Here is a 19,689-nt window from a genome sequence, read left to right on the forward strand (position 1 = left end):
GGTGCGTGGTTTGATTCAAAACGCCGGGATTTAGGCTCACGCCGCCCAGTGATCGTCTCCCATATCCATCAGGCTGTCCTTGCCGCTTTCGATGTCGCTTAGCAACCAGTGAATTTCCGGCAGCAGCTTTTCAAAGTAAAAGCGGGCAGACACCCGCTTGCTTTCCAGCAGAGGCTTGCTGCCCTCACCGGCTTCAATCTGCTGGCCGGCAACGTTGACCATGCGTGACCACATGTAACCGATAACCGTTAGGGCCTTCAGACGCAGGTATGGCGTGGCCGCGGCGCCGGCCTGCTCCGGACCTTTTGGAGCGTTGGTTGCCAGCCATAGGGTGGCTTTTCCCAGCATACTTAAAGCGCCTTTCAGATTCAGTTTACGGCCCACCAAATCCAGCGCCTGTATGCCGTTTGTGCCTTCATAGATTCGCGCAATGCGGCTATCGCGAACCAGCTGCTCCAGCGGCCAGTCGGTGGTGAAGCCCGAACCGCCAAGCACTTGCAGGCCGATGTTCGTATTGCTGGAACCTTCGTAACCTTCACAGAGCCTGTCACAGCCTTATGCCATGCTGTGCGTGCCAGCCGTCGCGGCTGACAGCAATGAAGAAACCGCATTATTGGCCACCACCAGCTACCAAAGCATCCTGGCACTGTTTCAGGGCCAGCCACTGTGGCTAAAACCTCCGGTAGAAACCATGGATGGGCTCTGGAGTCGTGAGGAAGAAGCCGGTGTTCGGGGCTTCCTTGATCTGCAAGTAAAGGGCGACTGCGCGACCGTCAAAAGCCAGCTGGAAAAACTTCTCACCACAGTGAAGGTGGATGAATTGATGTTTACTGTGGATCTTTATGACCCTGTAAAGCGGCGCCACGCATTGGATATTCTCGCCTCAGTTAAAGCGGACTGATGCCCAGAGCGGCGCGCCGCTCTGGGCGCAAAGAAGTCAGGTTTTGCGGGGGTCCGTTTCCGCGACCATAGGTTGTTGCAAATTATGGTCCCGGAATGACAACAAACTCTCGATGCCCTCAAAATCGACAAGGGCCCGGAAATCCAACCAGTCGATCAGGCTGAACAGACAGATTGACGGATAATGCCAGTCTGTGAATTCGCCCGCATCCACCATGGCTGACAACGCACGCAAGGTCGTCATGATGCGTTCGCGCTGAATGTTGTAAAACATCGCATCCTGCTCAATGTCGAGGCCGGATCGTTTCGACAACAGCATCGTGACACAGGAATCGTTGGCCGCATCAATCAACGTTAGCTGGTTTTCCTGATCCCAGCTCGGGGCGGCGATGCCCAGCTTAGCCCCAAGATAGCGAGCGATAACCCGGGAATCGTATATTTTCTGGCCGTCATCATCCAGCATCGGAATTTTGAGCGCCGGGTTATTTTTACGCAACTCGTCTCGCCCCTCGCCGTAGATATCCAGGTTCACAAAATCATAAGGACGGTCCGCCAGCAGCAGCCGGGTGCGTCGGACATAAGGGGATGTGGTCGAGCCAAGCAGCTTCATGGAGCCTCCAATTAATCGTGTTATTGTATTAAGTGCCTGTATCTAAACTCGTAGCGCCAGACCGGGCAACAGGCAGTCCCGATAATATGGCACGGAGCGGCCACTTATGAACAGTGAACAATCAGGCCTTACAATAACCAAAGCAAAAGGATCCGGACAATGAACATGATACAACGGCTCGCGCTTACCGCGGCGACCTCTCTCGTTTTCACTACTGCAGCCTTTGCCGAGATAGTGTCTGAAACGGTGGAGTATACCGTCGATGGTGATTCCTTCACCGGCTACATGGTGTATGACGACGATATTGAGGGCGAGCGCCCGGGAATACTGGTAGTTCACGAGTGGTGGGGCCACAACGAATTTGTCCGCAGCCAGGCCGAAAGGCTGGCTGAAGAGGGCTATACTGCGTTTGCACTGGACATGTACGGCACCGGTAAGCTGGCCGAACATCCTGACGACGCCAAGAAGTTCATGCAGGCCACCATGGGCGACAAACAGGCACTCGAAGCCCGCTTCCGCGAGGCCATGAGCATTCTGCAGGACCATGAAACGGTCGACGAATCCCGGATTGCGGCCCAGGGTTATTGTTTTGGTGGTGCTGTCGTGCTCAACATGGCACGGCTCGGCCTCGATCTTGACGGCGTCGTCAGCCTGCACGGATCACTGGGTAGCGACATTCAGCCCGAACAGGGCGCAGTTACGGCTCGGATTTTGGCCTACACCGGTGGCGCTGATCCGTTCGTTCCAGTGGAGCAGGTCACCGGCTTTGTCAGTGAAATGACCAAAGCCGGTGCAGATCTTAGCCTGACTGTGTTCCCCGGCGTCAAGCACTCCTTCACCTCCAAAGCGGCTGACGATACCGGTGAAAAGTTTGGGTTGCCCATGGCCTATAATGAAGAAGCCGCAAATCGTGCCTGGGAAGGCACAATGGCGTTCTATAGGGACATCTTCGCCCAGTAGTCTTTCGTGCGCAGCAGGGAGAGCGCTGAATCCGGCCGGATCAGCGCTCTCCACCACCACCTACTACGCCAGCGGTGATAAACATCACCCCAGTGTAAATCGCGGGTACCAGCGACATCGCGTAATTGTTCAGCATACCCAGCGCCAACAACATCGACAGGCCACTGTTCTGGAGGCCAGCCTCCAAAGTGATCGAAATGCTTTGCTGACGATTAAGTGCGAACAACCGGGCGCCATAAAAGCCAATAAGCACGGTCGAAAGGTTCAGCAGCACCTGCTTGCTCCGGATCTTTTGGAGCCTTGGTCGCCAGCCATAGAGTGGCCTTTTCCAGCGTACTTACAGCGCCTTTCAGCTCATCGCGATGGGGTGCTTCCGGGTTGTCCTTTAGGTAGCTCTCGAATACGCCAAACAGGGTGCGCACAAGCTGCCCGCCTTTCAGGCTCAGTTTAAAGCGCGCTTCATTCATCCTGGTAAACATGGCGCGCATGCCATCATTGGGTTCGCCCACCATCCAGCCTTTGGCATTCTCAAAATTGATAACACAGGTCGCGGGGCCTTTAATGCCCATTTTGTGTTCCAGGCCGCCACAGAACACCGGATTGCGCTCGCCAGACTCCGGCAGAACCTTGGGAACTATAAATAGAGAAATGCCTTTTGTGGTGTCAGGCGCGCCGGGCAGTTTTGCCAACACCAGATGCACAATGTTGTCGGTTAGATCGTGTTCACCGCCGGTAATCCAGATTTTAGTGCCCTCAATCGCGTAGCTGCCATCTGCGTTGGGCGTAGCGCGGGAGCGAATCAGGCCCAAGTCGGTGCCACACTGGGATTCCGTAAGTCACATGGTGCCCGTCCACTCGCCGGATACCAGTTTTTCCAGATAGGTTTGTTTGAACTCACCGGAACCGTGGGCATGCAGTGCACTAATAGCACCGTGGGTCAGCCCCTGCCCGCCAAACTCCACCGGCGCATCCTGTGCGTTCCAGCCACCTTCTACAAACTTTTTGTAGGCCGGCTTGAACACTTCAGGCGTGGTTACGGCGTGGGTTTCGGGGTAGTAATGGCAGCCTTCGCAATCACCGGCCTGGTTGGTCGGCTGAATCACTTCGGCCGCCAGTTTGCCGGCTTCATCAATAACCGCAGAAATCAGATCCGGTGTGGCATCGGCGTATTTTTCCAGCTCATGAAGCCGGTCTACGCCCAGTACATCAAACAACAAAAACGAAGATCATTTGCCGGGCCTGGTATTTCATGAGCACTCTCCTCAATCGGGTTCTTTGGTCTTATTGTTCAGCGTCAATTCATACGACTGTTTTAATTTTGTGGTTCACCGGTCTATGACGTATTTATGCTCGCCCAAGATCCGCTTTTCCGCGCAGGGCTGATCTGTGTCTGTACGTGATCAGGCTGTGTCATAAAAGTGTCATCAAGCAGAACCAAACGCCTGTTACCCTGTAGGTCTCAATTCACTGGATTCAATACAGGAACAGGGCGGCAATGAGGATTATTGCGTTCTATAGTCCCAAGGGCGGAGTTGGCAAAACGGCGGCGGCAGTGAACGTTGCATACCTTGCAAGCAAGGACAACTGCCAGACTCTATTGTGGGATCTCGACCCTCAGGGCGCCTCCAGCTTCTATCTTTCCGGCGCCGAGCCGCTCAAAGGCAACAAACTCTCCAAGCTGCTTGAGGGCAAATCGCCCATCGCCAAATTTATCCATAGTGATGTTTACCCCCGCCTGGATTTTATCCCGGCACACTCGAGTTTCCGCAACTTCGACATCAAGCTTGATCAGGAAACCGATGGCAACCAACTCAAAAAACTGCTTGCCCCACTCTCCGAAGAAACCAGCCTGGTGATTCTGGACTGCCCGCCTACGCTGTCACGATTAACCGAACAGGTACTGGAAGTGGCAGACCAGGTTTACGTGCCACTGGTGCCTACCTGGCTGTCTATGAACAGCTGGAACCAGCTGCACGATTTTGCCAAGAGCAAAAAACTGGGTGTTAAAAAGCTGCGCCCGTTTTTCTCTATGGTCGATCGCCGCAAGAAGCTGCACCGGGAATTGGTTGAACGTGGTTCGGAGCTGACAGGCAACTGCCTTAACGTGGCAATACCCTACGCAAGCGTGGTTGAGCGTATGGGCGAAGAAGGCCAGCCTCTGGAAAAACTGGATGCCAGAAGCGCAGCGGCCGGCGCTTATCGCCAGCTTTGGACCAGTATTAAAAAAGACCTGCGGTGAAATCGGGTTATGCACGCCCAAACCAAGCTGTGCCTGTCCATACTCACGCTCTGCTATACTCAAACACACCACCACCACCCGCAAATCCGCCGCTGGAAAACCAGCGTAATATGCTTAAGAGCATGGGTAACCCCGGAGGTATTTCGAGATGCCAATCAGCGCAACGGACTTTCTGAAGAAGCACGGCTACGACGAGGAAGAAAAACAGGACCACAGCCTGCAACATAACGCGAAGGAGCATGCCCGGCACCTGAAAAAACCCCATGCCGGAACGCCTCATGACTGGGAAGACTGGGAGCGTTATAAGCTGGAACATCCGGATGAGGTGGAAGACGACGACACAAGCGAGAAATAGGCGTTTTAAAGTCCTCAGCGAACCATTACTTCATGACTCAACTTATTCGCTGCCTGCTTGTGACAGCTATGTTGGCGCTGACGTCCGGGCCGGCGGCGGCTGGCGCTACTCCCGATGAAAATGCTGCCTGGCAGGCACTGAAAGAAGGCAAGGCGCTGCTGGTACTGCGTCATGCTTTGGCGCCGGGCTTTGGCGATCCGGAATCTTTTCAACTGGAGGACTGCAGTACCCAACGTAATCTGAACGCAGAGGGCCGCAGGCAAGCGCGGGCGTGGAAGCCTTTTCTGGCGGCGCGGGGTATTAATGAAGCCCGGGTGTTCAGCAGCCAATGGTGCCGGTGCCTGGACACAGCGAACGGGATGGACACGGGCTCCGTAACCGAGTGGCCGTCGTTAAATTCGTTCTTTCTGGGGCGTGGTGATGGAAGGCTGCAAACCCAGCAGACCGTTAAACAAGTGAACGAGATGCCGCCGGGCAAACCGGTGATTATGGTGTCGCACCAGGTGAATATTACCGCACTGGCGGACGTATACCCGTCGTCAAACGAAGGGGTCATCATTTCGCTGCCGCTGTCAGAGAACCCCAAGGTTTTGGCTCGCGTATCGCCGTCGGATTGACACCTCGGAATCTCATTTTCCTTTCCATTACCTATTGTTCTGAATTGATCGTGCCTGTCCAAGATATCCACGATCGAATTATAGCGTTCAGAAATGGACTCTTGGCGCAAAAAGGCGTTAAATTATCACTAAGTACTACCAAGTGATACGAGGCTTACTCATGGCAACATCTCTCAAAATCGACAACACACTAAAAAGCCGCGTTCATCACATCGCCAACCAACGCCGCCGCTCTCCGCACTGGATCATGCTGGAAGCCATACAGCAGTACGTTGAGCGCGAGGAAGCACGCGAGAGTTTCAAGCAGGAGGCCTTAGCGTCTTGGTCAGCCTACAAGGAAACCGGCAGACACCTGACCGGCCAAGAAGCTCGCGCCTGGTTGAATACTTGGGGCAACGATGATGAGAAGGCGGCGCCAGAGTGCCACGAGTAATCATCACCGAAGGCGCTGCGAAAGGTCTGGAACGATGCCGCAAATTCTTAGCCGCCAAAGCCCCGGAAGCCAGTAGGCGGGCAGGACAAACCATCGAACGGCACTTCCTGTTTTTGGAAACAGCCACGGGTATTGGCCGGCCGTTCGCTGAAATGCCTGAATTGCGCGAATTAGTTATTGCCTTCGGGAACTCCGGGTATGTGGCCCTGTACCACCATGAACCGGCCGACGATGCAGTATATGTTCTGGCCTTCCGGCACCAAAAAGAAGCGGGCTTTTGATAGATTAATTTGTGCCGGTCCATGATCAGATTTCAGGGGACGAATCCGTATTCGTTGTGCCTGTCCATGATCAGATGGTGATCAATCCAGTAGTCGCCGAACACAAAAGTTGCGAGATGCAAGGTTTGAGTATCTTTGATAATATATGACCTGTTAATAGGTCTCAGGAGGTTCGTCCATGACTCAACCCATTTATACCGAAATTGCGGCTAGTATCTCGGAGTTAAAGAAAAACCCAATGGCAGCTGTTAGTGCCGGCGAGGGGTTTCCCATCGTTGTTTTGAACCGAAATAAACCAGCATTCTACTGCGTGCCAGCGGATGTTTACGAGGCTATGCTGGATCGCCTGGACGATCAAGAATTGGCTCGCCTGGTGGAGTCGCGCCGATCAGAACGCAGCATCCCGGTGTCCCTGAATGAGCTCTAAGTACGCTCTAGAATTCAAACCCTCTGCCCTTAAAGAATGGAAGAAGCTCGCACCGGCGCTGCAGGCTCAGTTTAAGAAAAAGCTCAAACAGCGGCTCGACGATCCTCACGTGCCGCCAGACGCCCTATCCGATCTCAAGAACTGCTACAAAATCAAACTTCGCAGCGCAGGTTACCGATTGGTTTATGAGGTCGAAGACGAACGTATCGTTGTAACGGTGGTCGCCGTGGGCAAGCGAGAGCGTGGTGCGGTGTACAGTCGGGCTCACCGACGAATCTAAATACCAACTTCCTATCCCTGTCCACGACTGATCACTCTACCAACAGATCATCCATATCCACCTGCAGAGCTTCCGCCAGCGCCTTCAGCACTTTGGCTGAGCCAGTTTTGCTGCCGGCTTCAATCTGGCTGATATAGGACTTGCCCACCCCGGCTTCATTACCCAAAGCTTCTTGGGTAAGCTTGCGATACTCCCGCCAGATTTTCAGCGGGTGGTCGTCTCCGGCGATCAAACGGCCAACGATGTTGGCGGGAATGGCTTCGTCCTCGCCGCTGTCGAGCTCACGCATAGCTTCTTTTGCGAAAGAGCATACCAGGCACCTGAAAAAACCCATGCTGGAACGCCTCATGACTGGGAAGACTGGGAGCGTTATAAGCAGGAGCATCCGGACGAGGTTGAAGACGACGACACAGACGAGAAATAGGCGTTTTAAGGTGCTCAGTGAACCACTACATTATGATTCCATCTACGAAAATCAATTTCGAGAGGCAAGGTTTGGTCGAACCAGAAACCAACTGAGCAACACCAGCCCACCAAAAGCGGTGTAGCAGGCAATAAAGACCCACGGCGGCGCTTGGAAATATAAAATCTGGTGCAGCCAATGTGCCATGAAAGAACCATCGTAAACATTTTGACCTGCCCTCGCCCGCAGACCCATTTCCCAGGTTGTAAGCGGGCAAACAAAACCAAACCAAGATTGCAAAACCACAACGCCGATTGCAACCAGGTGCACGCTACGGAACCACACGTTTCTCACCCACTGCCACTTCAGAAAAAAGCCTGCATAAACCAGTATCAGCCCGAAAACGACAAACGCTACGAACAATACATGCGTAATAAGTATCGCGTCAGCGGCAAAAGAATACAGCGTACTGAAGTCGATAAAACCTCCTAACGCGCCGGTTTGGGGCCTGGGCCGTTAGGGGACAGATTTCAAATCTGTCCCCGGGATTTGCGGGATTTGTGCCTGTCCATGGTCATTTGAACAAATCATTTTCAATGAAGCTAGCTTATGACGGGATGTGTGCCTGTTCATGGTCTGTGGCTTATGCGGTAATGTCCAACCAGAGGTTAAAAGAAACTGGGAAAGATGGCTGGGAGTTGATGCGAGTAAATGGGAGCCATCATCACTTTAAGCATCCCACAAAGCTGGGGCTAGTTACGTTGCCACACCCTAAGTCGGAACTGCCAAAGGGTACATTGAACAATATTTGGAAGCAGGCCGGTTGGAAATAACGGTCCCGAAGGACCACTGATTAAACTTGAGGTAATCGCTATGCGTTTCCCAGTACCCAGTAGCACTTCATACAGATGACGGAAAGAACTACGGCGTTACGGTGCCCGATATTCCTGGCTGCTTCTCTGCAGGCACCAATGAAGACAAGGCTTTAGACAATCCGGCTATGAGTTTGATTCTTTACTGAGGCAATACGGACCGGCCAAGTTAATTGTCGCGCTATAGCCGTTGCACCGGCTGACCATAACGCACCCTTATATGCAGACCAGCAAGAAGGCCCGGGGACGAATCCGCGGGCCTTCTTGGTAAGCATCTGATCAATCGAGATATTCGTTGTGCCTGTCCATGATCAGTTTCATGATCAGATGCGGCAGGCCTGGTACAGAGAGAAAGGTTACAACCTGTACCACAAATATCGAGTAGAGTGAGGCGTTGGTGGGTTTCATCTCGTGTTGGAAAATGAGGAGTTACCGTAGGGAGACATTCACGGGGCTCCTCAGTCAAACTCATAGCCAAACGTAAAAATAACCGCCGCCGTGCCTAGAAAAACGGTTTGCACGTTTGCCTTTCCGTACTGGTAGCCTAATGCCGGCAACACCGCTAAACCGAGGCCGTTATAGTTGAATGGCACCTTCTTTTCGTACTCGCCGCGATAACCGTAAAGCGGGCCGCCGGTCAGTTTGACGTAGAGCCCATCGGCAACCCGGGGCAGAAACCAGCGCCGACCGGCATAGACATAAACGCTGGACTGGTAAAACGAATTTCTGAAAACGGCAGTTCCCAGCTCCCAGCGCTCAGCGTTCTCCCACTCAGCACCCAGCAGCGCCGGCCACGAGTTTCTTTTTGAGTCCTTATCATTTTCATTCCAATGCAGCACATAAGGGCCGCCCTGCAGCATCAGGCTCTCACCTTCGCGAAGAACATCGGCGTGAACTTGGAAAAAAATTTGGACAACCAACAAAAACAGCGCCAGCCGATATCGTCGACACACAAGAAAATGTTTTAAAAACATAAACATGCCTCCTGGCAAACCTTTGATATCTAGATTCAAAAGCACAGTCTTTTGGAAGCTGGATTAACTTCATCGTGAAGAAATCCCGGCGTATTGAGTTCGGGGATGTTTGTTATGCTAGTCCATGGCCAGATTATGCCACTCCGATGAGTAAACTGCGCCGATTAATCAGGGGCGGGTAATGCCCTTACGCAGCAGCAGCATCATCATTCCGCCGCCCAGAGACATGAGTTGCTCGGTTTTGTTCTGGCTCGGTTTTTTTATCAGGGTCGTTAAATTCTTTAACATGTAACGGGCGCGAGCTCAGCGCCCGCCCTGCAGCGCAGTGCAACATAAGGAGTAACAGGATGTCCGTATGGGAAGTGATTGTCGCAACCGTCACCGCGGAGTTTTCAGATATCAACGATATCGAGCAGAACACACGCGTCGGGGTGAGATTGGTGCTGGCTGTCTTGCTCGGCGGAGTGCTCGGCTATGAGCGTGAAAGTCAGGGCAAGGCCGCGGGCTTGCGCACCCATATGCTGGTGTCCCTAGGCGCCGCGTTGTTTGTCATTGGCGCAGATCCCACCGGCACTTTCAATGACTCAATCAGTCGCGTTATCCAAGGTGTGGTGGCCGGCATCGGCTTTCTTGGTGCGGGCACCATCATCAAGAGCGAGTCGCTGTCCAATATCCGGGGTCTGACGACCGCGGCTGGTTTGTGGCTGACCGCCGCCATGGGTGTCGCGATAGGTCTGGGCCAGGAAGTGGTGGCCATTATGACTACGTTGCTGGCATTAATTATCTTGCAGCTGTTGCCGCTTGTGCTGGAGCGCAAAACTGCGGAAAAGGTGGACGACTGATCTCAAGCGGGCTCGGGCGCAAAAAGCTCGACAAGCGACAGGCCATGCAAGTCGCCAAGCTGACAACGCACGTGTACACGGCAGCGCATCAGCTCATAGACAAAGCTGGGATAATCCCTGCCAGTGCCTGTCCATGGTCCGTTAGGGGACAGATTTCAAATCTGTCCCCGGGATGTGTGCCTGTCCATGGTCGGATATTTATGCAATCAGGTCAGGCTAAGCTGTGCCTGTCCATAATCAGATTTTTTTTGATCAGATTGCCCATGCCCATGGGAAATTTCACTTGCGCTGAGCGGGGAAAGTCTGGATAGTTTGTAGCTACACTGACGCTACAACTAAATTGAGGCCCTTATGAATACCGATTCTGTAGTTCGTGCCCGCATCGACAGTGACACCAAAGCCCGCGCCACCGCCGCGCTGGACGCCATGGGCCTGTCCGTTTCAGACGCCATACGCTTGCTCATGCTCAAGATTGCTGACGAACAGCGATTGCCGTTTGCGGTGCAAGTGCCCAATGCCAAAACGGTCAAGGCCATGGAAGAGCTGGAAGCTGGCAAGGGCAAGCGTTTCAGTCACGAACAGGCGCTGTTTGACGATCTGGGGTTGTAGTGCTAACGCCAGTGCAATCGACCCAGTTCAAAAAAGACGTGAAGAAAGCCCGCAAGCGGGGCAAAGACTTGGACAAACTAAAGATGTCGCTCAGTTTGCTGATTCGCCAGGCACCGTTACCCGAAGCTTATCAAGATCATCCTTTACGGGGGAACTGGAAGGGCTATCGAGACGCGCATATTGAGCCGGACTGGTTGCTTTTGTACCGAGTGACCGACAAGGAATTGCAGTTAGCCCGAACCGGAACGCACGCGGATTTGTTTCAGGAGTAGTTCCGTCTGTGTGGACGGTTACCAAAGACGTAGACGAAAAATCTAAATAATAGGTCCCTGATGAGTAGGAAAGATAGGGTAATTTATGCCTGTCCATGATCAGATTTCAGGGGACGAATCCGTATTCGTTGTGCCTGTCCATGATCAGATTCCTGTAAGATTAATTCTTTACAAATCTCATCATCGTATGATCTATCGTATATTTTCTTTTATACTGGCCTCGACAGTATCGATCGTCCACTAACACAAAAGAAAGGCTGTTCATGAAGTTGATTTTAAAAGCTAAACAAGGATTGGTAATCGCAGCGCTCGGCGTAGTGCTAACCGGTTGCGCTTCAAACGGTGGCCAGGATTCAGGTCTAAGCAGTGCGGCCCAAAATGTAGGCAGCGCGGTGAAAGGTGTTGCTTCCGGGATTGGCTCAGCTGTGGGTGGCCTGTTTCAGCCATACCGCAATGGCGTGCAGGTGACTGAAGCTCAGCTGGCGCAAATTGAAGTGGGTATGAGATCTGCAGAGGTTGAACAGCTTATTGGCAATCCGCCTGAAATCGACAACTCAAACGGTGGCGAGATTTGGTCTTACCCTTTCTCAGAAATAACTCACTTTAGTGGAAATATTAATGAAACCACAGTCGTTCGTTTTAACACGTCCGGCAAGGTGGTGAAGGCCTATAAAACTAATTCCCGCTCAAGCGCGACCGGCAATGCTCTGGTCGATGCCGCTAACGGGGTTAATTGAGTTTCCGGACACAAACACGTCCGTCTCCAACAATGCTGCAAGGCATCCCCCCCGAAAGATGTTAGCGCCCCCTGCAGTTGGGGCGCAGGAGCTACCTGCTCTGGGTCGTTTACTGCATGGAATCGCTGAACGTCTGTGATCTCACAATTAACAGTGCCTGTCCATGGTCTGACCGGATTTGGACGATGTGCGCGTGATGTAACAGCCGATCCAATAGCGCAGCGGTTAATGTCGTGTCGCCATAGAAGGCACTGGCCCACTGTGAGAATGGGAGGTTACTGGTGACGATGACACGGCCGGGATGTGTGCCTGTCCATGGTCGGATTTTCAACGCCTCCTTATGCGCAGGACAGCAAAAAGGCCCGGGGACGAATCCGCGGGCCTTCTTTGTAAGCATCTGATCAATCGGGCCTTTCGTTGTGCCTGTCCCTAGTCACTTTCGCAGCGCAGGTTACCGATTGGTTTATGAGGTCGAAGACGAGCGCATCGTTGTAACGGTGGTCGCCGTGGGCAAGCGAGAGCGTGGTGCGGTGTACAGTCGGGCTCACCGACGAATCTAAATACCAACTTCCTGTGCCTGTCCACGACTGATCACTCTACCAACAGATCATCCATATCCACCTGCAGAGCTTCCGCCAGCGCCTTCAGCACTTTGGCTGAGCCAGTTTTGCTGCCGGTTTCAATCTGGCTGATATAGGACTTGCCCACCCCGGCTTCATTACCCAAAGCTGCTTGGGTAAGCTTGCGATACTCCCGCCAGATTTTCAGCGGGTGGTCGTCTCCGGCGATCAAACGGCCAACGATGTTGGCGGGGATGGCTTCGTCCTCGCCGCTGTCGAGCTCACGCATAGCTTCTCTTGCGTCTCTCGCATCCCGCACACTTTCAGCCAGCTCCATCAACTGCACGTACTCATGGTAAGGCAATACGGCATACTCCGGCTTTCCTTCGCGTTCGATAATTTGTGCGCTCATTTGTAAACATCTCCTCTTGAACCCGCGCTATAGTGCCTGTCCATGATCAACAAGATATTTGTTATGCCTGTCCTCGATCAGACCCAATTCACTACGCCACTACAAGATAGCCAGAGTTCACAGCGGAATAGCATGGTGGGTTCCGTCCGGAAGCTCAATATCCAGACGAACCTTCGCGCCGACGCTTTCCACATACCGTTTAATGGAAGACAGCTTCAAGTCTTTTCCAATTTTCTCCATGCTTGCAATCGTAGGCTGCGTCACGCCCATAGCCTTTGCCATCTCTTTTTGTGTTTTCTGCAATAAGGCGCGCACTTCGTTCAAACGAATTTCTAACAGAATATTCTCCGATTTAACCTGCGCTCGTTTTATGACTTCCGGCTTCTCACTCGCCAAAAGTTTGTCCAGGGAATTAGCCATGTCATTTACCTCGCTGAAGCTCTTCTAGGTGCGCCGAAAACTCACGGTCGGCTACGGGAATCATTTCCTCATAAAACCGTTTCTCTTTGCCGGTTTTTTCACCGGCGCAGAGGACGATGCCTGTTCGAGTTGGATCGAACGCAAAGAATGCTCGAATAGGATTACCTTTACTTTATATCCGCAATTCTTTCATGTTGCTGTGAGCAGACCCGTATACGCTGTCTACGTATGGCCGTGATAACAGGGGCCCCTTTCCTTTCAGAACCAAAATTGCCGCAAGAACATTTTCTCTGTCCGCATTATTGAGAGTGCCTGTCTTGGGGATCTACTGCACCAAAGCTGAAAAAGCGAGAATCAATAAAAGTCATCTTCGCGCTGATGGCGAATAGCCAAGATGGTGACGTAATTTGCGTCCTCAACCTCAAACAGCGCAACGTATCCTGCCGCCCCAAAGGCAATAACAAGCTCACGAAGAAATGGATTTGAGTCGTCGGCTTTACGACATGCGAACGGCATTAACTCGGCAAATTCATAAGCCTTTTCTATCGCTGCGCGAGCACGTACCGCAGCGCTCAGGTCATTCTCCGCCAAAAACTCAAATAACCGCTCCAGGTCTTCCTGCGCAGCTTCCGATACACGCAGTTGATAGCTCATTTAGTGCCGCGATATTTATCCAGAATAGCGTCCAAGGCCTCCAGGGAGCCTTCCTTACTCACGTACTTACCCGAATCTTTAGCGTTTTCACGCGCGGCTAAACCCCTTGCAATGAATGCCGCTTGGCTCTTGCGAAATTCGATCTGCTTTACCAGCGATTTTTCAACAAAATTGCTAAGGCTCTCGCCCTCTTGAAGCACACTTTCAGCGGCTTGCCGTAATTCAGGTGTAACACGCAGTGGTGGAATTGTGGCTGATTTCATAACAAACACCTTGCATTGCATATGCAATACAACATACACCTTTTGGAGCCGACCAGCCAACAACACGTCGGCGATTGTTGCATGGTCGCGGAACTGGTCGCGGTGCCTGTCTCTGGTGAAAACTAAGCTGGTTCATGAAGTGTTTGAATGAGCCTGTAGCGCGGCAAGCCAATAAAGAGGACAACTGTACAGGGCATTTCTGGGAAAGTCGGTTCAAGTCACAGGCTTTGGATACCGAAGAAGCCGTGCTTTCCTGCATGGCCTACGTTGACCTGAATCCGGTTCGAGTCGCAATTGCGCCAACGCCGGAAACTTCCGAACACACCAGCATAAAAGAGCGCATAGCGCCGCAGTTCGACCTGGCAGAGGCGATACAAAGTCAGACAGCCCAGCACGCTTTGAACAACTTTACAGTCCCGTTAAAACCCCTTCTGGGTTTCGAGGGCGTTATCCGTAAAGGCTTCCAACGCGGCATTCTATTCGGGTTCGAGGATTACCTTACGCTGGTTGATTGCACCGGGCGCATCGCACGTGAAGACAAGCGCGGCGCTATTGAAGAGAACATGCTGCCGATTTTAAAGCGCCTTAACCTCGACCCAGACCGTTGGTGCGAGCGAGCTACGCAGTTTGAAACAACCTACAACGATTACCGCTGTCATAGGCGAAGAGCAGCTTGAGCCTAGCCATGATCAACGGGTAAAACTGTGCCTGTCCACGACCAATCAGTTGCTTAATCTAAATGAGTGGGTATAATAACCACCATAAATTAGAAGGAACTAACGTGACGAGCGATGAGGTTAAAAAGAAACTGGAAAAAGATGGCTGGGAGTTGGTGCGAGTGAATGGGAGCCATCATCACTTTAAGCATTCCACAAAGCCGGGGCTGGTTACGCTGCCACACCCTAAGTCAGAACTGCCAAAGGGTACGTTGAACAATATCTGGAAGCAGGCCGGTTGGAAATAACGGCCCCAAAGGGCCACTGATCACACTTGAGGTAATCGCTATGCGTTTCCCAGTAGCACTTCATACAGATGATGGAAAGAACTACGGCGTTACTGTGCCCGATATTCCTGGCTGCTTCTCTGCAGGCAGCAACGAAGACAAGGCGTTAGACAACGCACGTGAGGCAATTCTTGGTCACCTTGAGCTATTAGCAGAATTTGGAGAAGACATTCCTACTGCCAACTCTATTGCCGAGCACCGTACAAACGCAGACTTTAAGGGTGCGGTGTGGGGCTTTATCGAGATCGATGTAACACCATTCCTGGGCAAGGCGGAGAAGATCAATATCACCGTGCCCCGTTTGGTTTTGCGTCAGATTGACAGATATGTGAAGGAGCACCCGAACGAGGCGCGGTCACGCTCTGCGTTTCTATCTGAGGCAGCTTTGGAAAGGATGCGTAAATCGCACGACAAGGCTAAGACCCTGGCATAACGCAGGGTCGCTTTGATTATTGAGAGGAATCTTGTGTAGGTCTTGTGTACCTGTCCCTAGTTATTGGGTAAAAATTTGATTAATAAGGATATTCTCTGTGCCTGTCCATGATCAACTCCCTCAACCCTCAACCCTCATAAGCGTCTGATCAATAGGGATATTCGTTGTCCCTGTCCATGATCAAGGTTTGTTAAAAAGTCAGACCGCACGAACACAGAGAGAACCGAATACGCCAAGAGGCAGCGAAGGACGCTATAGGTGTCAGAAAGGAGTGACAAAATTTGTCACTGGGTGCCAAATTCCGGCACTTTAACGCGTTACAAAAACCGTGTATCAATGTGTCATACCGGCTAGTCAACTGATTTTTATAAGCAATACGAGGCAGTCGTGAATGTGGCACAACATATGCTTATTCATGATAAGGCTACTCCCCCACCGGAGTGACACTAACAAAGTTTGGAGAACACCATATGAAAAAAGTTCAACAGGGTTTTACACTGATCGAGCTGATGATCGTTGTTGCGATTATTGGTATTCTGGCAGCCATCGCAATTCCGGCGTATCAGGATTACACCATCCGCGCCAAGGTCAGTGAAGTTTTGGTAATTGCCAGTGCTGCGCGCATCAGCGTTGCTGAATATTATATCAGCACCGGCGATATGCCAGCATCCACAAACCAAGCGGGCATAAACGATAACGCCGACCAGAGCGACTACGTTTCTGGTATTACGTTTGCTACCTCTAGCGCCGGTGCCCAGTTGACCTATACTCTGGAAAACCTCGGTGGCGATGCGGATACAACAACTTTCATTTATCAGGTTGTTGGCAGCGCCAACGGTGTAAACGTTACCTGCACAGGGGGCACCCTTCCAGGCAAGTACCGCCCAGCTAACTGTCGCTTATAGAATGGTAGTGTAAGGCATGTTAATTTAAAATTAACAAAGCCGATATCAGAAAAGCCCTCTTTTGTAGGAGGGCTTTTCTGTACGTGGAATGCGCCTTTAAAAAAACGATTATGTTTGGAATCCAATGCCTAATATAAAAATTGATCAGCACGCGCTGTCAGTATCGCTGTCTTTGCTCGCGCTGTTACTCGCCGGCTGGCTCGCGCTCTCTCCAGGCCTTACCGGGCCCTTCATGCTGGACGACTTTGATAATCTGGGAACACTGGATATTGGTGTGACCGACCTGAACTCCCTGGATCAGTATCTTTCACACGGTAACGCGGGTCCGCTAGATAGGCCAATTTCCAAGTTGTCGTTTTTGATTAATGACAATGCGTGGCCTTCCGACCCTCTCTCTTTTAAAAAGACTAACGTTTATATTCATCTGTTGATTGGAATTTTTTTATTTTGCGGGTTCAGAATCGTTGGGCGATTCTGCTTCAGTCAGGCCCAGTCAGACTGGCTTGCACTTTTTGCAATTGGTTTGTGGCTGACGCACCCATTCCAGGTATCGACGGTTCTTTATGTTGTTCAACGGATGACTCAGTTGGCGACCCTGTTCATGGTTATCGGGTTCTTTATTCACGTTTACCTGAGGACGCGATACCCGAACCCTAATATAAAGCAGCTAGTTTTATTAAGCCTGAACTTTGGAATTTCTTTCTTGCTGGCGATCTTTAGCAAAGAAAGCGGGGCCCTGCTTCCACTTTATCTTTCAGTCATTGAGCTTACTCTTTTTTCCGGTTCTCGAACAAACTCCTACTATATCTGGTGGCGCAGGCTCTTTCTTTACCTGCCATCTCTGGCAGTTATCGGATACATACTTTACTTACCCCGATGGATTGGAAGCTATGAGTATCGTGACTTCACTCTAGCCGAGCGACTTCTGACAGAGCCTGTAATTATATGGGACTATCTTCACTCCATATTCTCCTTTCAAGTGTATCGCCTTGGTTTGTTTCAGGATGACTACCCTATTTTTTCGAGTATCTTCGAGCCCAAAGTTTTTTTGGCAATCTCCGCTATCTTGGTGGCAACCTGCCTGTCGTTTTGGTTAAGGAAGCGATGGCCTATCTTTGCATTCGGTGTGCTTTGGTTCCTCGTTGGACACGTCATTGAGTCCACTACCGTCTCTTTAGAGCTTTACTTCGAACACCGGAATTACTTATCTATCGCCGGACTTTTTTTCGCTGTCATTTCCCTTATTTATCTTGGAGTGAAAAGGCTGTCGGGTGACCTTGCTCGCTTTGTACCGATTTTCGCCGTATGTTTTCTTGGGGTCAGTGGAGTAATTACCTGGGGGTTTGCCAGCGAGTGGGGCAATAAGAGTCGCATTATCCCGATATGGGCTGCAGAGCATCCGAATTCGCCGAGGGCTCAACGGACGTTTGCTCAGCACCTTGCTCAGCGAGGAATGCCGAATGCGGCGCTTGACCACCTCGATGATATCTATAAAGACTTCCCAAAAGACCTTAGCATCCCGTTCATCTCTGCCGGGATCGCATGTGCGTTCGATCAGCCGATGCGTTTCGATTATGTGGAACTTGCAACGAAGGTGAGCCAGCATAAATGGACGGATGGTTTGCGGCCTGCTGCCTCACAATTGCAAAAAGTGCTCCATGATGGCTTGTGCCGTGCGTATGGTGAGCAATTTGCGGATATTCTGATGAAGACAGCATCGTTCGGTGAAACGCGTAAAGGCGGAACCGCATCCCTCCTGGTTATCGCTGGCAACATGTATCTTACCCAAGGCGATGGCGATGCAGCCCTGGCGGCATTTTTAAAGGTTGATCAACTTTATCCTCATGCGGATTCTGCTCGCCGAATCGCAGGGTTGTTTCTGGGGGCAGGACAGTACAAGAAAGCAAGGGAAACACTCGAAGTAGCTATAGAGAGAGATTCTGCCTCGGGAATATCGGATGCGAAGATGAAAGAGTACATCGAAATTTTTGAGCGTATCGATAAAAATCTGTTGAATAGCCCAACCTATCAATAAGAGAGGCTCTGACTGTGACAGCATTCTCAATTGTAATACCTGCAAAAAACGAATCATCAAGCATAGGTAGAGTTGTTGAAAGCCTAGCCTCTCTCTATCCGGAAGCAGAGATTATTGTTGTTGATGACGGTTCTACTGATGGCACCGACGATATTGCCGAAAAGCTGGGGGCAAGTGTGATTCGACATCCCTATTCCAAGGGGAACGGTGCGGCTATCAAGAGCGGGGCAAGAGCTGCAACAGGAGACATCATTCTCTTTATGGATGCCGATGGACAGCATTCTCCAGATGATGTGCACCGCTTACTAAATAAGCTTGATCAAGGCTTTGATATGGTAGTCGGAGCTCGTCAGTCCGGGTCGCAAGCGAGTGTTGGCAGAGGGCTGGCCAACAAGTTCTATAATTGGTTCGCAAGCTATATGACAGGTCAGAAAATTGAAGACTTAACGTCTGGTTTCCGAGCCGTCAGAAGAGTTAAATTCCTGCAGTTTTTAAGCCTGTTGCCTAACGGTTTCTCATATCCCACGACATCGACCATGGCTTTTTTTAGGGCAGGCTACTCTGTGTGTTATGAGCCTATCCATACTGGCCAAAGGGAGGGGAAAAGTCATATTAAACCGATACAGGATGGTATTCGATTTCTTCTGATCATTTTCAAAATTGGGACGCTATACTCCCCTCTCAAACTTTTCGTGCCGATAGCATTCGCCCTGTTCAGTTTGGGGCTGGGTTATTATGGGTACACGTTTGCTACTGCGAGTAGGTTTACGAACATGAGTGCGCTTTTGCTGACGACATCCCTAACCATCTTTCTCGTAGGGCTTGTTTCAGAGCAAATTACGGCTTTGATGTATAAAGACAAGGATTAAAAGAAGAGTTTCTAAAAAAATTTTAACAAAACTTTGCGACGTATAAAATATTAGCACTTAATTTTTCGAATAAAATACTCAGGGTTCGATAGATAAATCTATGAGTATGGAACTGATACAAGTAATGCCTGTATGGAAACCTGAAATCAATGGCTCGCAGAGCACTATTTTTTTCCGCCGAGTAGATATCTAGACTCGCTGACATGGTTTTACTGTTCTGCTCCAATGCGCCCTGCCTCGGAGGCTCTTTGAAGCAATTTTTTTAGAGTCCGACGGCGCTCCAGACACCGAGGCGTCTCTTTTTAGCGTTTGAGTAAATTTCTG

At 51.2% G+C, this 19,689-nt stretch carries 31 protein-coding genes and 4 pseudogenes; 22 read left to right on the forward strand and 13 right to left on the reverse strand.

Features of this window, described 5'->3' with window-relative positions; genetic code table 11:
- Positions 1-36: 36 nt before the first annotated feature.
- On the reverse strand, positions 37-495 hold the full coding sequence (locus tag MIH18_RS07495) for an acyl-CoA dehydrogenase C-terminal domain-containing protein (RefSeq protein ID WP_249007842.1): 459 nt from the start codon (positions 493-495) through the stop codon (positions 37-39).
- 67 nt (positions 496-562) lie between these two features.
- Here MIH18_RS07495 and MIH18_RS07500 point away from each other — a divergent pair, with 67 nt between their 5' ends.
- A complete protein-coding gene (locus tag MIH18_RS07500) occupies positions 563-901 on the forward strand; it encodes a hypothetical protein (protein ID WP_249007841.1) in 339 nt (112 codons plus the stop codon).
- A gap of 36 nt (positions 902-937) precedes the next feature.
- On the opposite strand, the gene MIH18_RS07505 is transcribed toward MIH18_RS07500, so the two are convergent.
- Positions 938-1,510 carry a glutathione S-transferase N-terminal domain-containing protein gene (locus tag MIH18_RS07505; RefSeq protein WP_249007840.1) on the reverse strand — a complete coding sequence of 191 codons (573 nt, stop codon included), beginning with the start codon at positions 1,508-1,510 and terminating at the stop codon, positions 938-940.
- Between the two features lie 159 nt (positions 1,511-1,669).
- Here MIH18_RS07505 and MIH18_RS07510 point away from each other — a divergent pair, with 159 nt between their 5' ends.
- The gene (locus MIH18_RS07510) at positions 1,670-2,470 is read left to right on the forward strand and encodes a dienelactone hydrolase family protein (protein WP_249007839.1); all 801 of its coding nucleotides are present in this window, start codon (positions 1,670-1,672) and stop codon (positions 2,468-2,470) included.
- A 40-nt stretch (positions 2,471-2,510) separates the two neighbouring features.
- Here the strand turns inward: MIH18_RS07510 and MIH18_RS07515 are convergent, their stop codons facing one another.
- Positions 2,511-2,696, reverse strand: coding sequence for a hypothetical protein (locus MIH18_RS07515; RefSeq protein ID WP_249007838.1), 186 nt, complete (start codon positions 2,694-2,696; stop codon positions 2,511-2,513).
- 226 nt (positions 2,697-2,922) lie between these two features.
- Positions 2,923-3,633 (reverse strand): annotated as a pseudogene (locus MIH18_RS07520) (acyl-CoA dehydrogenase family protein); the annotation flags it as partial.
- A gap of 332 nt (positions 3,634-3,965) precedes the next feature.
- On the opposite strand from MIH18_RS07520, the gene MIH18_RS07525 reads away from it, so the two are divergent.
- From MIH18_RS07525 to MIH18_RS07555, 7 genes are all read left to right on the forward strand, one after another.
- Entirely contained in the window at positions 3,966-4,709 is a 744-nt protein-coding gene (locus tag MIH18_RS07525) for a ParA family protein (RefSeq protein WP_249007837.1), read from the forward strand.
- A 148-nt stretch (positions 4,710-4,857) separates the two neighbouring features.
- On the forward strand, positions 4,858-5,064 hold the full coding sequence (locus MIH18_RS07530) for a hypothetical protein (protein WP_249007836.1): 207 nt from the start codon (positions 4,858-4,860) through the stop codon (positions 5,062-5,064).
- Positions 5,065-5,096: 32 nt separating this feature from the next.
- On the forward strand, positions 5,097-5,681 hold the full coding sequence (locus MIH18_RS07535; RefSeq protein WP_249007835.1) for a histidine phosphatase family protein: 585 nt from the start codon (positions 5,097-5,099) through the stop codon (positions 5,679-5,681).
- Between the two features lie 160 nt (positions 5,682-5,841).
- On the forward strand, positions 5,842-6,114 hold the full coding sequence (locus tag MIH18_RS07540; RefSeq protein WP_249007834.1) for a CopG family ribbon-helix-helix protein: 273 nt from the start codon (positions 5,842-5,844) through the stop codon (positions 6,112-6,114).
- Between the two features lie 26 nt (positions 6,115-6,140).
- Positions 6,141-6,395 carry a type II toxin-antitoxin system RelE/ParE family toxin gene (locus tag MIH18_RS07545; protein ID WP_249008947.1) on the forward strand — a complete coding sequence of 85 codons (255 nt, stop codon included), beginning with the start codon at positions 6,141-6,143 and terminating at the stop codon, positions 6,393-6,395.
- A gap of 178 nt (positions 6,396-6,573) precedes the next feature.
- Positions 6,574-6,822, forward strand: a complete 249-nt coding sequence (locus MIH18_RS07550; RefSeq protein ID WP_249007833.1) for a type II toxin-antitoxin system Phd/YefM family antitoxin — start codon at positions 6,574-6,576, stop codon at positions 6,820-6,822.
- Entirely contained in the window at positions 6,812-7,102 is a 291-nt protein-coding gene (locus MIH18_RS07555) for a type II toxin-antitoxin system RelE/ParE family toxin (RefSeq protein WP_249014239.1), read from the forward strand. Before MIH18_RS07550 ends, MIH18_RS07555 begins: the two co-directional genes overlap by 11 nt.
- A 31-nt stretch (positions 7,103-7,133) precedes the next feature.
- On the opposite strand, the gene MIH18_RS07560 is transcribed toward MIH18_RS07555, so the two are convergent.
- Together MIH18_RS07560 and MIH18_RS07565 are read right to left on the reverse strand one after the other, a co-directional pair.
- A complete protein-coding gene (locus MIH18_RS07560; protein ID WP_249014240.1) occupies positions 7,134-7,391 on the reverse strand; it encodes a helix-turn-helix transcriptional regulator in 258 nt (85 codons plus the stop codon).
- A 186-nt stretch (positions 7,392-7,577) separates the two neighbouring features.
- A complete protein-coding gene (locus MIH18_RS07565) occupies positions 7,578-7,985 on the reverse strand; it encodes a DUF2784 domain-containing protein (protein ID WP_349293806.1) in 408 nt (135 codons plus the stop codon).
- A gap of 173 nt (positions 7,986-8,158) precedes the next feature.
- On the opposite strand from MIH18_RS07565, the gene MIH18_RS07570 reads away from it, so the two are divergent.
- Both MIH18_RS07570 and MIH18_RS07575 read left to right on the forward strand, forming a co-directional pair.
- The gene (locus MIH18_RS07570; RefSeq protein ID WP_249014602.1) at positions 8,159-8,338 is read left to right on the forward strand and encodes a type II toxin-antitoxin system HicA family toxin; all 180 of its coding nucleotides are present in this window, start codon (positions 8,159-8,161) and stop codon (positions 8,336-8,338) included.
- A gap of 65 nt (positions 8,339-8,403) precedes the next feature.
- Positions 8,404-8,526, forward strand: a pseudogene (locus tag MIH18_RS07575) (type II toxin-antitoxin system HicB family antitoxin); the annotation flags it as partial.
- A 309-nt stretch (positions 8,527-8,835) separates the two neighbouring features.
- On the opposite strand, the gene MIH18_RS07580 reads toward MIH18_RS07575, so the two are convergent.
- Entirely contained in the window at positions 8,836-9,351 is a 516-nt protein-coding gene (locus MIH18_RS07580; RefSeq protein ID WP_249007828.1) for a sn-glycerol-3-phosphate transporter, read from the reverse strand.
- Positions 9,352-9,698: 347 nt separating this feature from the next.
- On the opposite strand from MIH18_RS07580, the gene MIH18_RS07585 reads away from it, so the two are divergent.
- The 4 genes from MIH18_RS07585 (at position 9,699) to bamE (ending at position 11,811) form a co-directional block, all read left to right on the forward strand.
- Complete coding sequence (locus MIH18_RS07585; protein WP_249007827.1) at positions 9,699-10,193, forward strand: MgtC/SapB family protein; 495 nt, start codon at positions 9,699-9,701, stop codon at positions 10,191-10,193.
- A gap of 351 nt (positions 10,194-10,544) precedes the next feature.
- Complete coding sequence (locus MIH18_RS07590) at positions 10,545-10,802, forward strand: type II toxin-antitoxin system RelB/DinJ family antitoxin (protein ID WP_249007826.1); 258 nt, start codon at positions 10,545-10,547, stop codon at positions 10,800-10,802.
- Entirely contained in the window at positions 10,802-11,074 is a 273-nt protein-coding gene (locus MIH18_RS07595; protein WP_249007825.1) for a type II toxin-antitoxin system YafQ family toxin, read from the forward strand. The genes MIH18_RS07590 and MIH18_RS07595 overlap by 1 nt, the downstream gene beginning before the upstream one ends.
- A 263-nt stretch (positions 11,075-11,337) precedes the next feature.
- Positions 11,338-11,811 (forward strand): outer membrane protein assembly factor BamE, encoded by a 474-nt coding sequence (gene bamE, locus MIH18_RS07600; RefSeq protein ID WP_249007824.1) that lies wholly within the window; start codon positions 11,338-11,340, stop codon positions 11,809-11,811.
- Positions 11,812-11,920: 109 nt separating this feature from the next.
- Here the strand turns inward: bamE and MIH18_RS07605 are convergent.
- Positions 11,921-12,109: pseudogene (locus MIH18_RS07605) on the reverse strand (ATP-binding protein); the annotation flags it as partial.
- A gap of 142 nt (positions 12,110-12,251) precedes the next feature.
- Here MIH18_RS07605 and MIH18_RS07610 point away from each other — a divergent pair.
- Positions 12,252-12,371: pseudogene (locus MIH18_RS07610) on the forward strand (type II toxin-antitoxin system RelE/ParE family toxin); the annotation flags it as partial.
- Positions 12,372-12,402: 31 nt separating this feature from the next.
- Here MIH18_RS07610 and MIH18_RS07615 read toward each other — a convergent pair.
- The 5 genes from MIH18_RS07615 to MIH18_RS07635 form a co-directional block, all read right to left on the reverse strand.
- Positions 12,403-12,783 (reverse strand): helix-turn-helix transcriptional regulator, encoded by a 381-nt coding sequence (locus MIH18_RS07615; RefSeq protein WP_249007823.1) that lies wholly within the window; start codon positions 12,781-12,783, stop codon positions 12,403-12,405.
- A 117-nt stretch (positions 12,784-12,900) separates the two neighbouring features.
- Positions 12,901-13,203 (reverse strand): helix-turn-helix domain-containing protein, encoded by a 303-nt coding sequence (locus MIH18_RS07620; RefSeq protein ID WP_249007822.1) that lies wholly within the window; start codon positions 13,201-13,203, stop codon positions 12,901-12,903.
- A gap of 1 nt (position 13,204) precedes the next feature.
- The gene (locus MIH18_RS24035; protein ID WP_349292903.1) at positions 13,205-13,360 is read right to left on the reverse strand and encodes a type II toxin-antitoxin system RelE/ParE family toxin; all 156 of its coding nucleotides are present in this window, start codon (positions 13,358-13,360) and stop codon (positions 13,205-13,207) included.
- 197 nt (positions 13,361-13,557) lie between these two features.
- The gene (locus MIH18_RS07630; protein ID WP_249014241.1) at positions 13,558-13,857 is read right to left on the reverse strand and encodes a type II toxin-antitoxin system RelE/ParE family toxin; all 300 of its coding nucleotides are present in this window, start codon (positions 13,855-13,857) and stop codon (positions 13,558-13,560) included.
- Entirely contained in the window at positions 13,854-14,120 is a 267-nt protein-coding gene (locus MIH18_RS07635; protein WP_249007820.1) for a YlcI/YnfO family protein, read from the reverse strand. Before MIH18_RS07635 ends, MIH18_RS07630 begins: the two co-directional genes overlap by 4 nt.
- Positions 14,121-14,254: 134 nt before the next feature.
- Between MIH18_RS07635 and MIH18_RS07640 the strand changes: the two genes are divergently transcribed.
- The 6 genes from MIH18_RS07640 (at position 14,255) to MIH18_RS07670 (ending at position 19,365) form a co-directional block, all read left to right on the forward strand.
- A complete protein-coding gene (locus tag MIH18_RS07640; RefSeq protein ID WP_249007819.1) occupies positions 14,255-14,797 on the forward strand; it encodes a hypothetical protein in 543 nt (180 codons plus the stop codon).
- Between the two features lie 104 nt (positions 14,798-14,901).
- Positions 14,902-15,084: a type II toxin-antitoxin system HicA family toxin gene (locus MIH18_RS07645; RefSeq protein ID WP_249007818.1), complete on the forward strand. Its 183-nt coding sequence runs from the start codon at positions 14,902-14,904 to the stop codon at positions 15,082-15,084.
- A gap of 40 nt (positions 15,085-15,124) precedes the next feature.
- On the forward strand, positions 15,125-15,556 hold the full coding sequence (locus MIH18_RS07650; RefSeq protein ID WP_249014242.1) for a type II toxin-antitoxin system HicB family antitoxin: 432 nt from the start codon (positions 15,125-15,127) through the stop codon (positions 15,554-15,556).
- 470 nt (positions 15,557-16,026) lie between these two features.
- A complete protein-coding gene (locus MIH18_RS07660; RefSeq protein ID WP_283164857.1) occupies positions 16,027-16,461 on the forward strand; it encodes a pilin in 435 nt (144 codons plus the stop codon).
- A gap of 124 nt (positions 16,462-16,585) precedes the next feature.
- Positions 16,586-18,496 carry a tetratricopeptide repeat protein gene (locus MIH18_RS07665; RefSeq protein WP_249014243.1) on the forward strand — a complete coding sequence of 637 codons (1,911 nt, stop codon included), beginning with the start codon at positions 16,586-16,588 and terminating at the stop codon, positions 18,494-18,496.
- Positions 18,497-18,510: 14 nt separating this feature from the next.
- Positions 18,511-19,365 (forward strand): glycosyltransferase family 2 protein, encoded by an 855-nt coding sequence (locus MIH18_RS07670; RefSeq protein WP_249014244.1) that lies wholly within the window; start codon positions 18,511-18,513, stop codon positions 19,363-19,365.
- Positions 19,366-19,689 lie beyond the last annotated feature (324 nt).

This window comes from Marinobacter sp. M3C, from assembly GCF_023311895.1.
In the GTDB taxonomy this organism is placed as follows: Bacteria; Pseudomonadota; Gammaproteobacteria; order Pseudomonadales; family Oleiphilaceae; genus Marinobacter.

Excerpts from the sequence above, each read along its gene's own strand:
- MIH18_RS07500 (WP_249007841.1), top strand. The coding sequence starts at position 563 with ATGCTGTGCGTGCCAGCCGTCGCGGCTGACAGCAATGAAGAAACCGCA.
- bamE (WP_249007824.1), top strand. The coding sequence starts at position 11,338 with ATGAAGTTGATTTTAAAAGCTAAACAAGGATTGGTAATCGCAGCGCTC.
- MIH18_RS07660 (WP_283164857.1), top strand. The coding sequence starts at position 16,027 with ATGAAAAAAGTTCAACAGGGTTTTACACTGATCGAGCTGATGATCGTT.
- MIH18_RS07570 (WP_249014602.1), top strand. The coding sequence starts at position 8,159 with ATGTCCAACCAGAGGTTAAAAGAAACTGGGAAAGATGGCTGGGAGTTG.
- MIH18_RS07635 (WP_249007820.1), bottom strand. The coding sequence starts at position 14,120 with ATGAAATCAGCCACAATTCCACCACTGCGTGTTACACCTGAATTACGG.
- MIH18_RS07650 (WP_249014242.1), top strand. The coding sequence starts at position 15,125 with ATGCGTTTCCCAGTAGCACTTCATACAGATGATGGAAAGAACTACGGC.
- MIH18_RS07530 (WP_249007836.1), top strand. The coding sequence starts at position 4,858 with ATGCCAATCAGCGCAACGGACTTTCTGAAGAAGCACGGCTACGACGAG.
- MIH18_RS07555 (WP_249014239.1), top strand. The coding sequence starts at position 6,812 with ATGAGCTCTAAGTACGCTCTAGAATTCAAACCCTCTGCCCTTAAAGAA.
- MIH18_RS07640 (WP_249007819.1), top strand. The coding sequence starts at position 14,255 with ATGAAGTGTTTGAATGAGCCTGTAGCGCGGCAAGCCAATAAAGAGGAC.
- MIH18_RS07665 (WP_249014243.1), top strand. The coding sequence starts at position 16,586 with ATGCCTAATATAAAAATTGATCAGCACGCGCTGTCAGTATCGCTGTCT.
- MIH18_RS07505 (WP_249007840.1), bottom strand. The coding sequence starts at position 1,510 with ATGAAGCTGCTTGGCTCGACCACATCCCCTTATGTCCGACGCACCCGG.
- MIH18_RS07540 (WP_249007834.1), top strand. The coding sequence starts at position 5,842 with ATGGCAACATCTCTCAAAATCGACAACACACTAAAAAGCCGCGTTCAT.
- MIH18_RS07620 (WP_249007822.1), bottom strand. The coding sequence starts at position 13,203 with ATGGCTAATTCCCTGGACAAACTTTTGGCGAGTGAGAAGCCGGAAGTC.
- MIH18_RS07630 (WP_249014241.1), bottom strand. The coding sequence starts at position 13,857 with ATGAGCTATCAACTGCGTGTATCGGAAGCTGCGCAGGAAGACCTGGAG.
- MIH18_RS07560 (WP_249014240.1), bottom strand. The coding sequence starts at position 7,391 with ATGCGTGAGCTCGACAGCGGCGAGGACGAAGCCATTCCCGCCAACATC.
- MIH18_RS07535 (WP_249007835.1), top strand. The coding sequence starts at position 5,097 with ATGACTCAACTTATTCGCTGCCTGCTTGTGACAGCTATGTTGGCGCTG.
- MIH18_RS07615 (WP_249007823.1), bottom strand. The coding sequence starts at position 12,783 with ATGAGCGCACAAATTATCGAACGCGAAGGAAAGCCGGAGTATGCCGTA.
- MIH18_RS07510 (WP_249007839.1), top strand. The coding sequence starts at position 1,670 with ATGAACATGATACAACGGCTCGCGCTTACCGCGGCGACCTCTCTCGTT.
- MIH18_RS07525 (WP_249007837.1), top strand. The coding sequence starts at position 3,966 with ATGAGGATTATTGCGTTCTATAGTCCCAAGGGCGGAGTTGGCAAAACG.
- MIH18_RS07550 (WP_249007833.1), top strand. The coding sequence starts at position 6,574 with ATGACTCAACCCATTTATACCGAAATTGCGGCTAGTATCTCGGAGTTA.
- MIH18_RS07585 (WP_249007827.1), top strand. The coding sequence starts at position 9,699 with ATGTCCGTATGGGAAGTGATTGTCGCAACCGTCACCGCGGAGTTTTCA.
- MIH18_RS07580 (WP_249007828.1), bottom strand. The coding sequence starts at position 9,351 with ATGTTTTTAAAACATTTTCTTGTGTGTCGACGATATCGGCTGGCGCTG.
- MIH18_RS07590 (WP_249007826.1), top strand. The coding sequence starts at position 10,545 with ATGAATACCGATTCTGTAGTTCGTGCCCGCATCGACAGTGACACCAAA.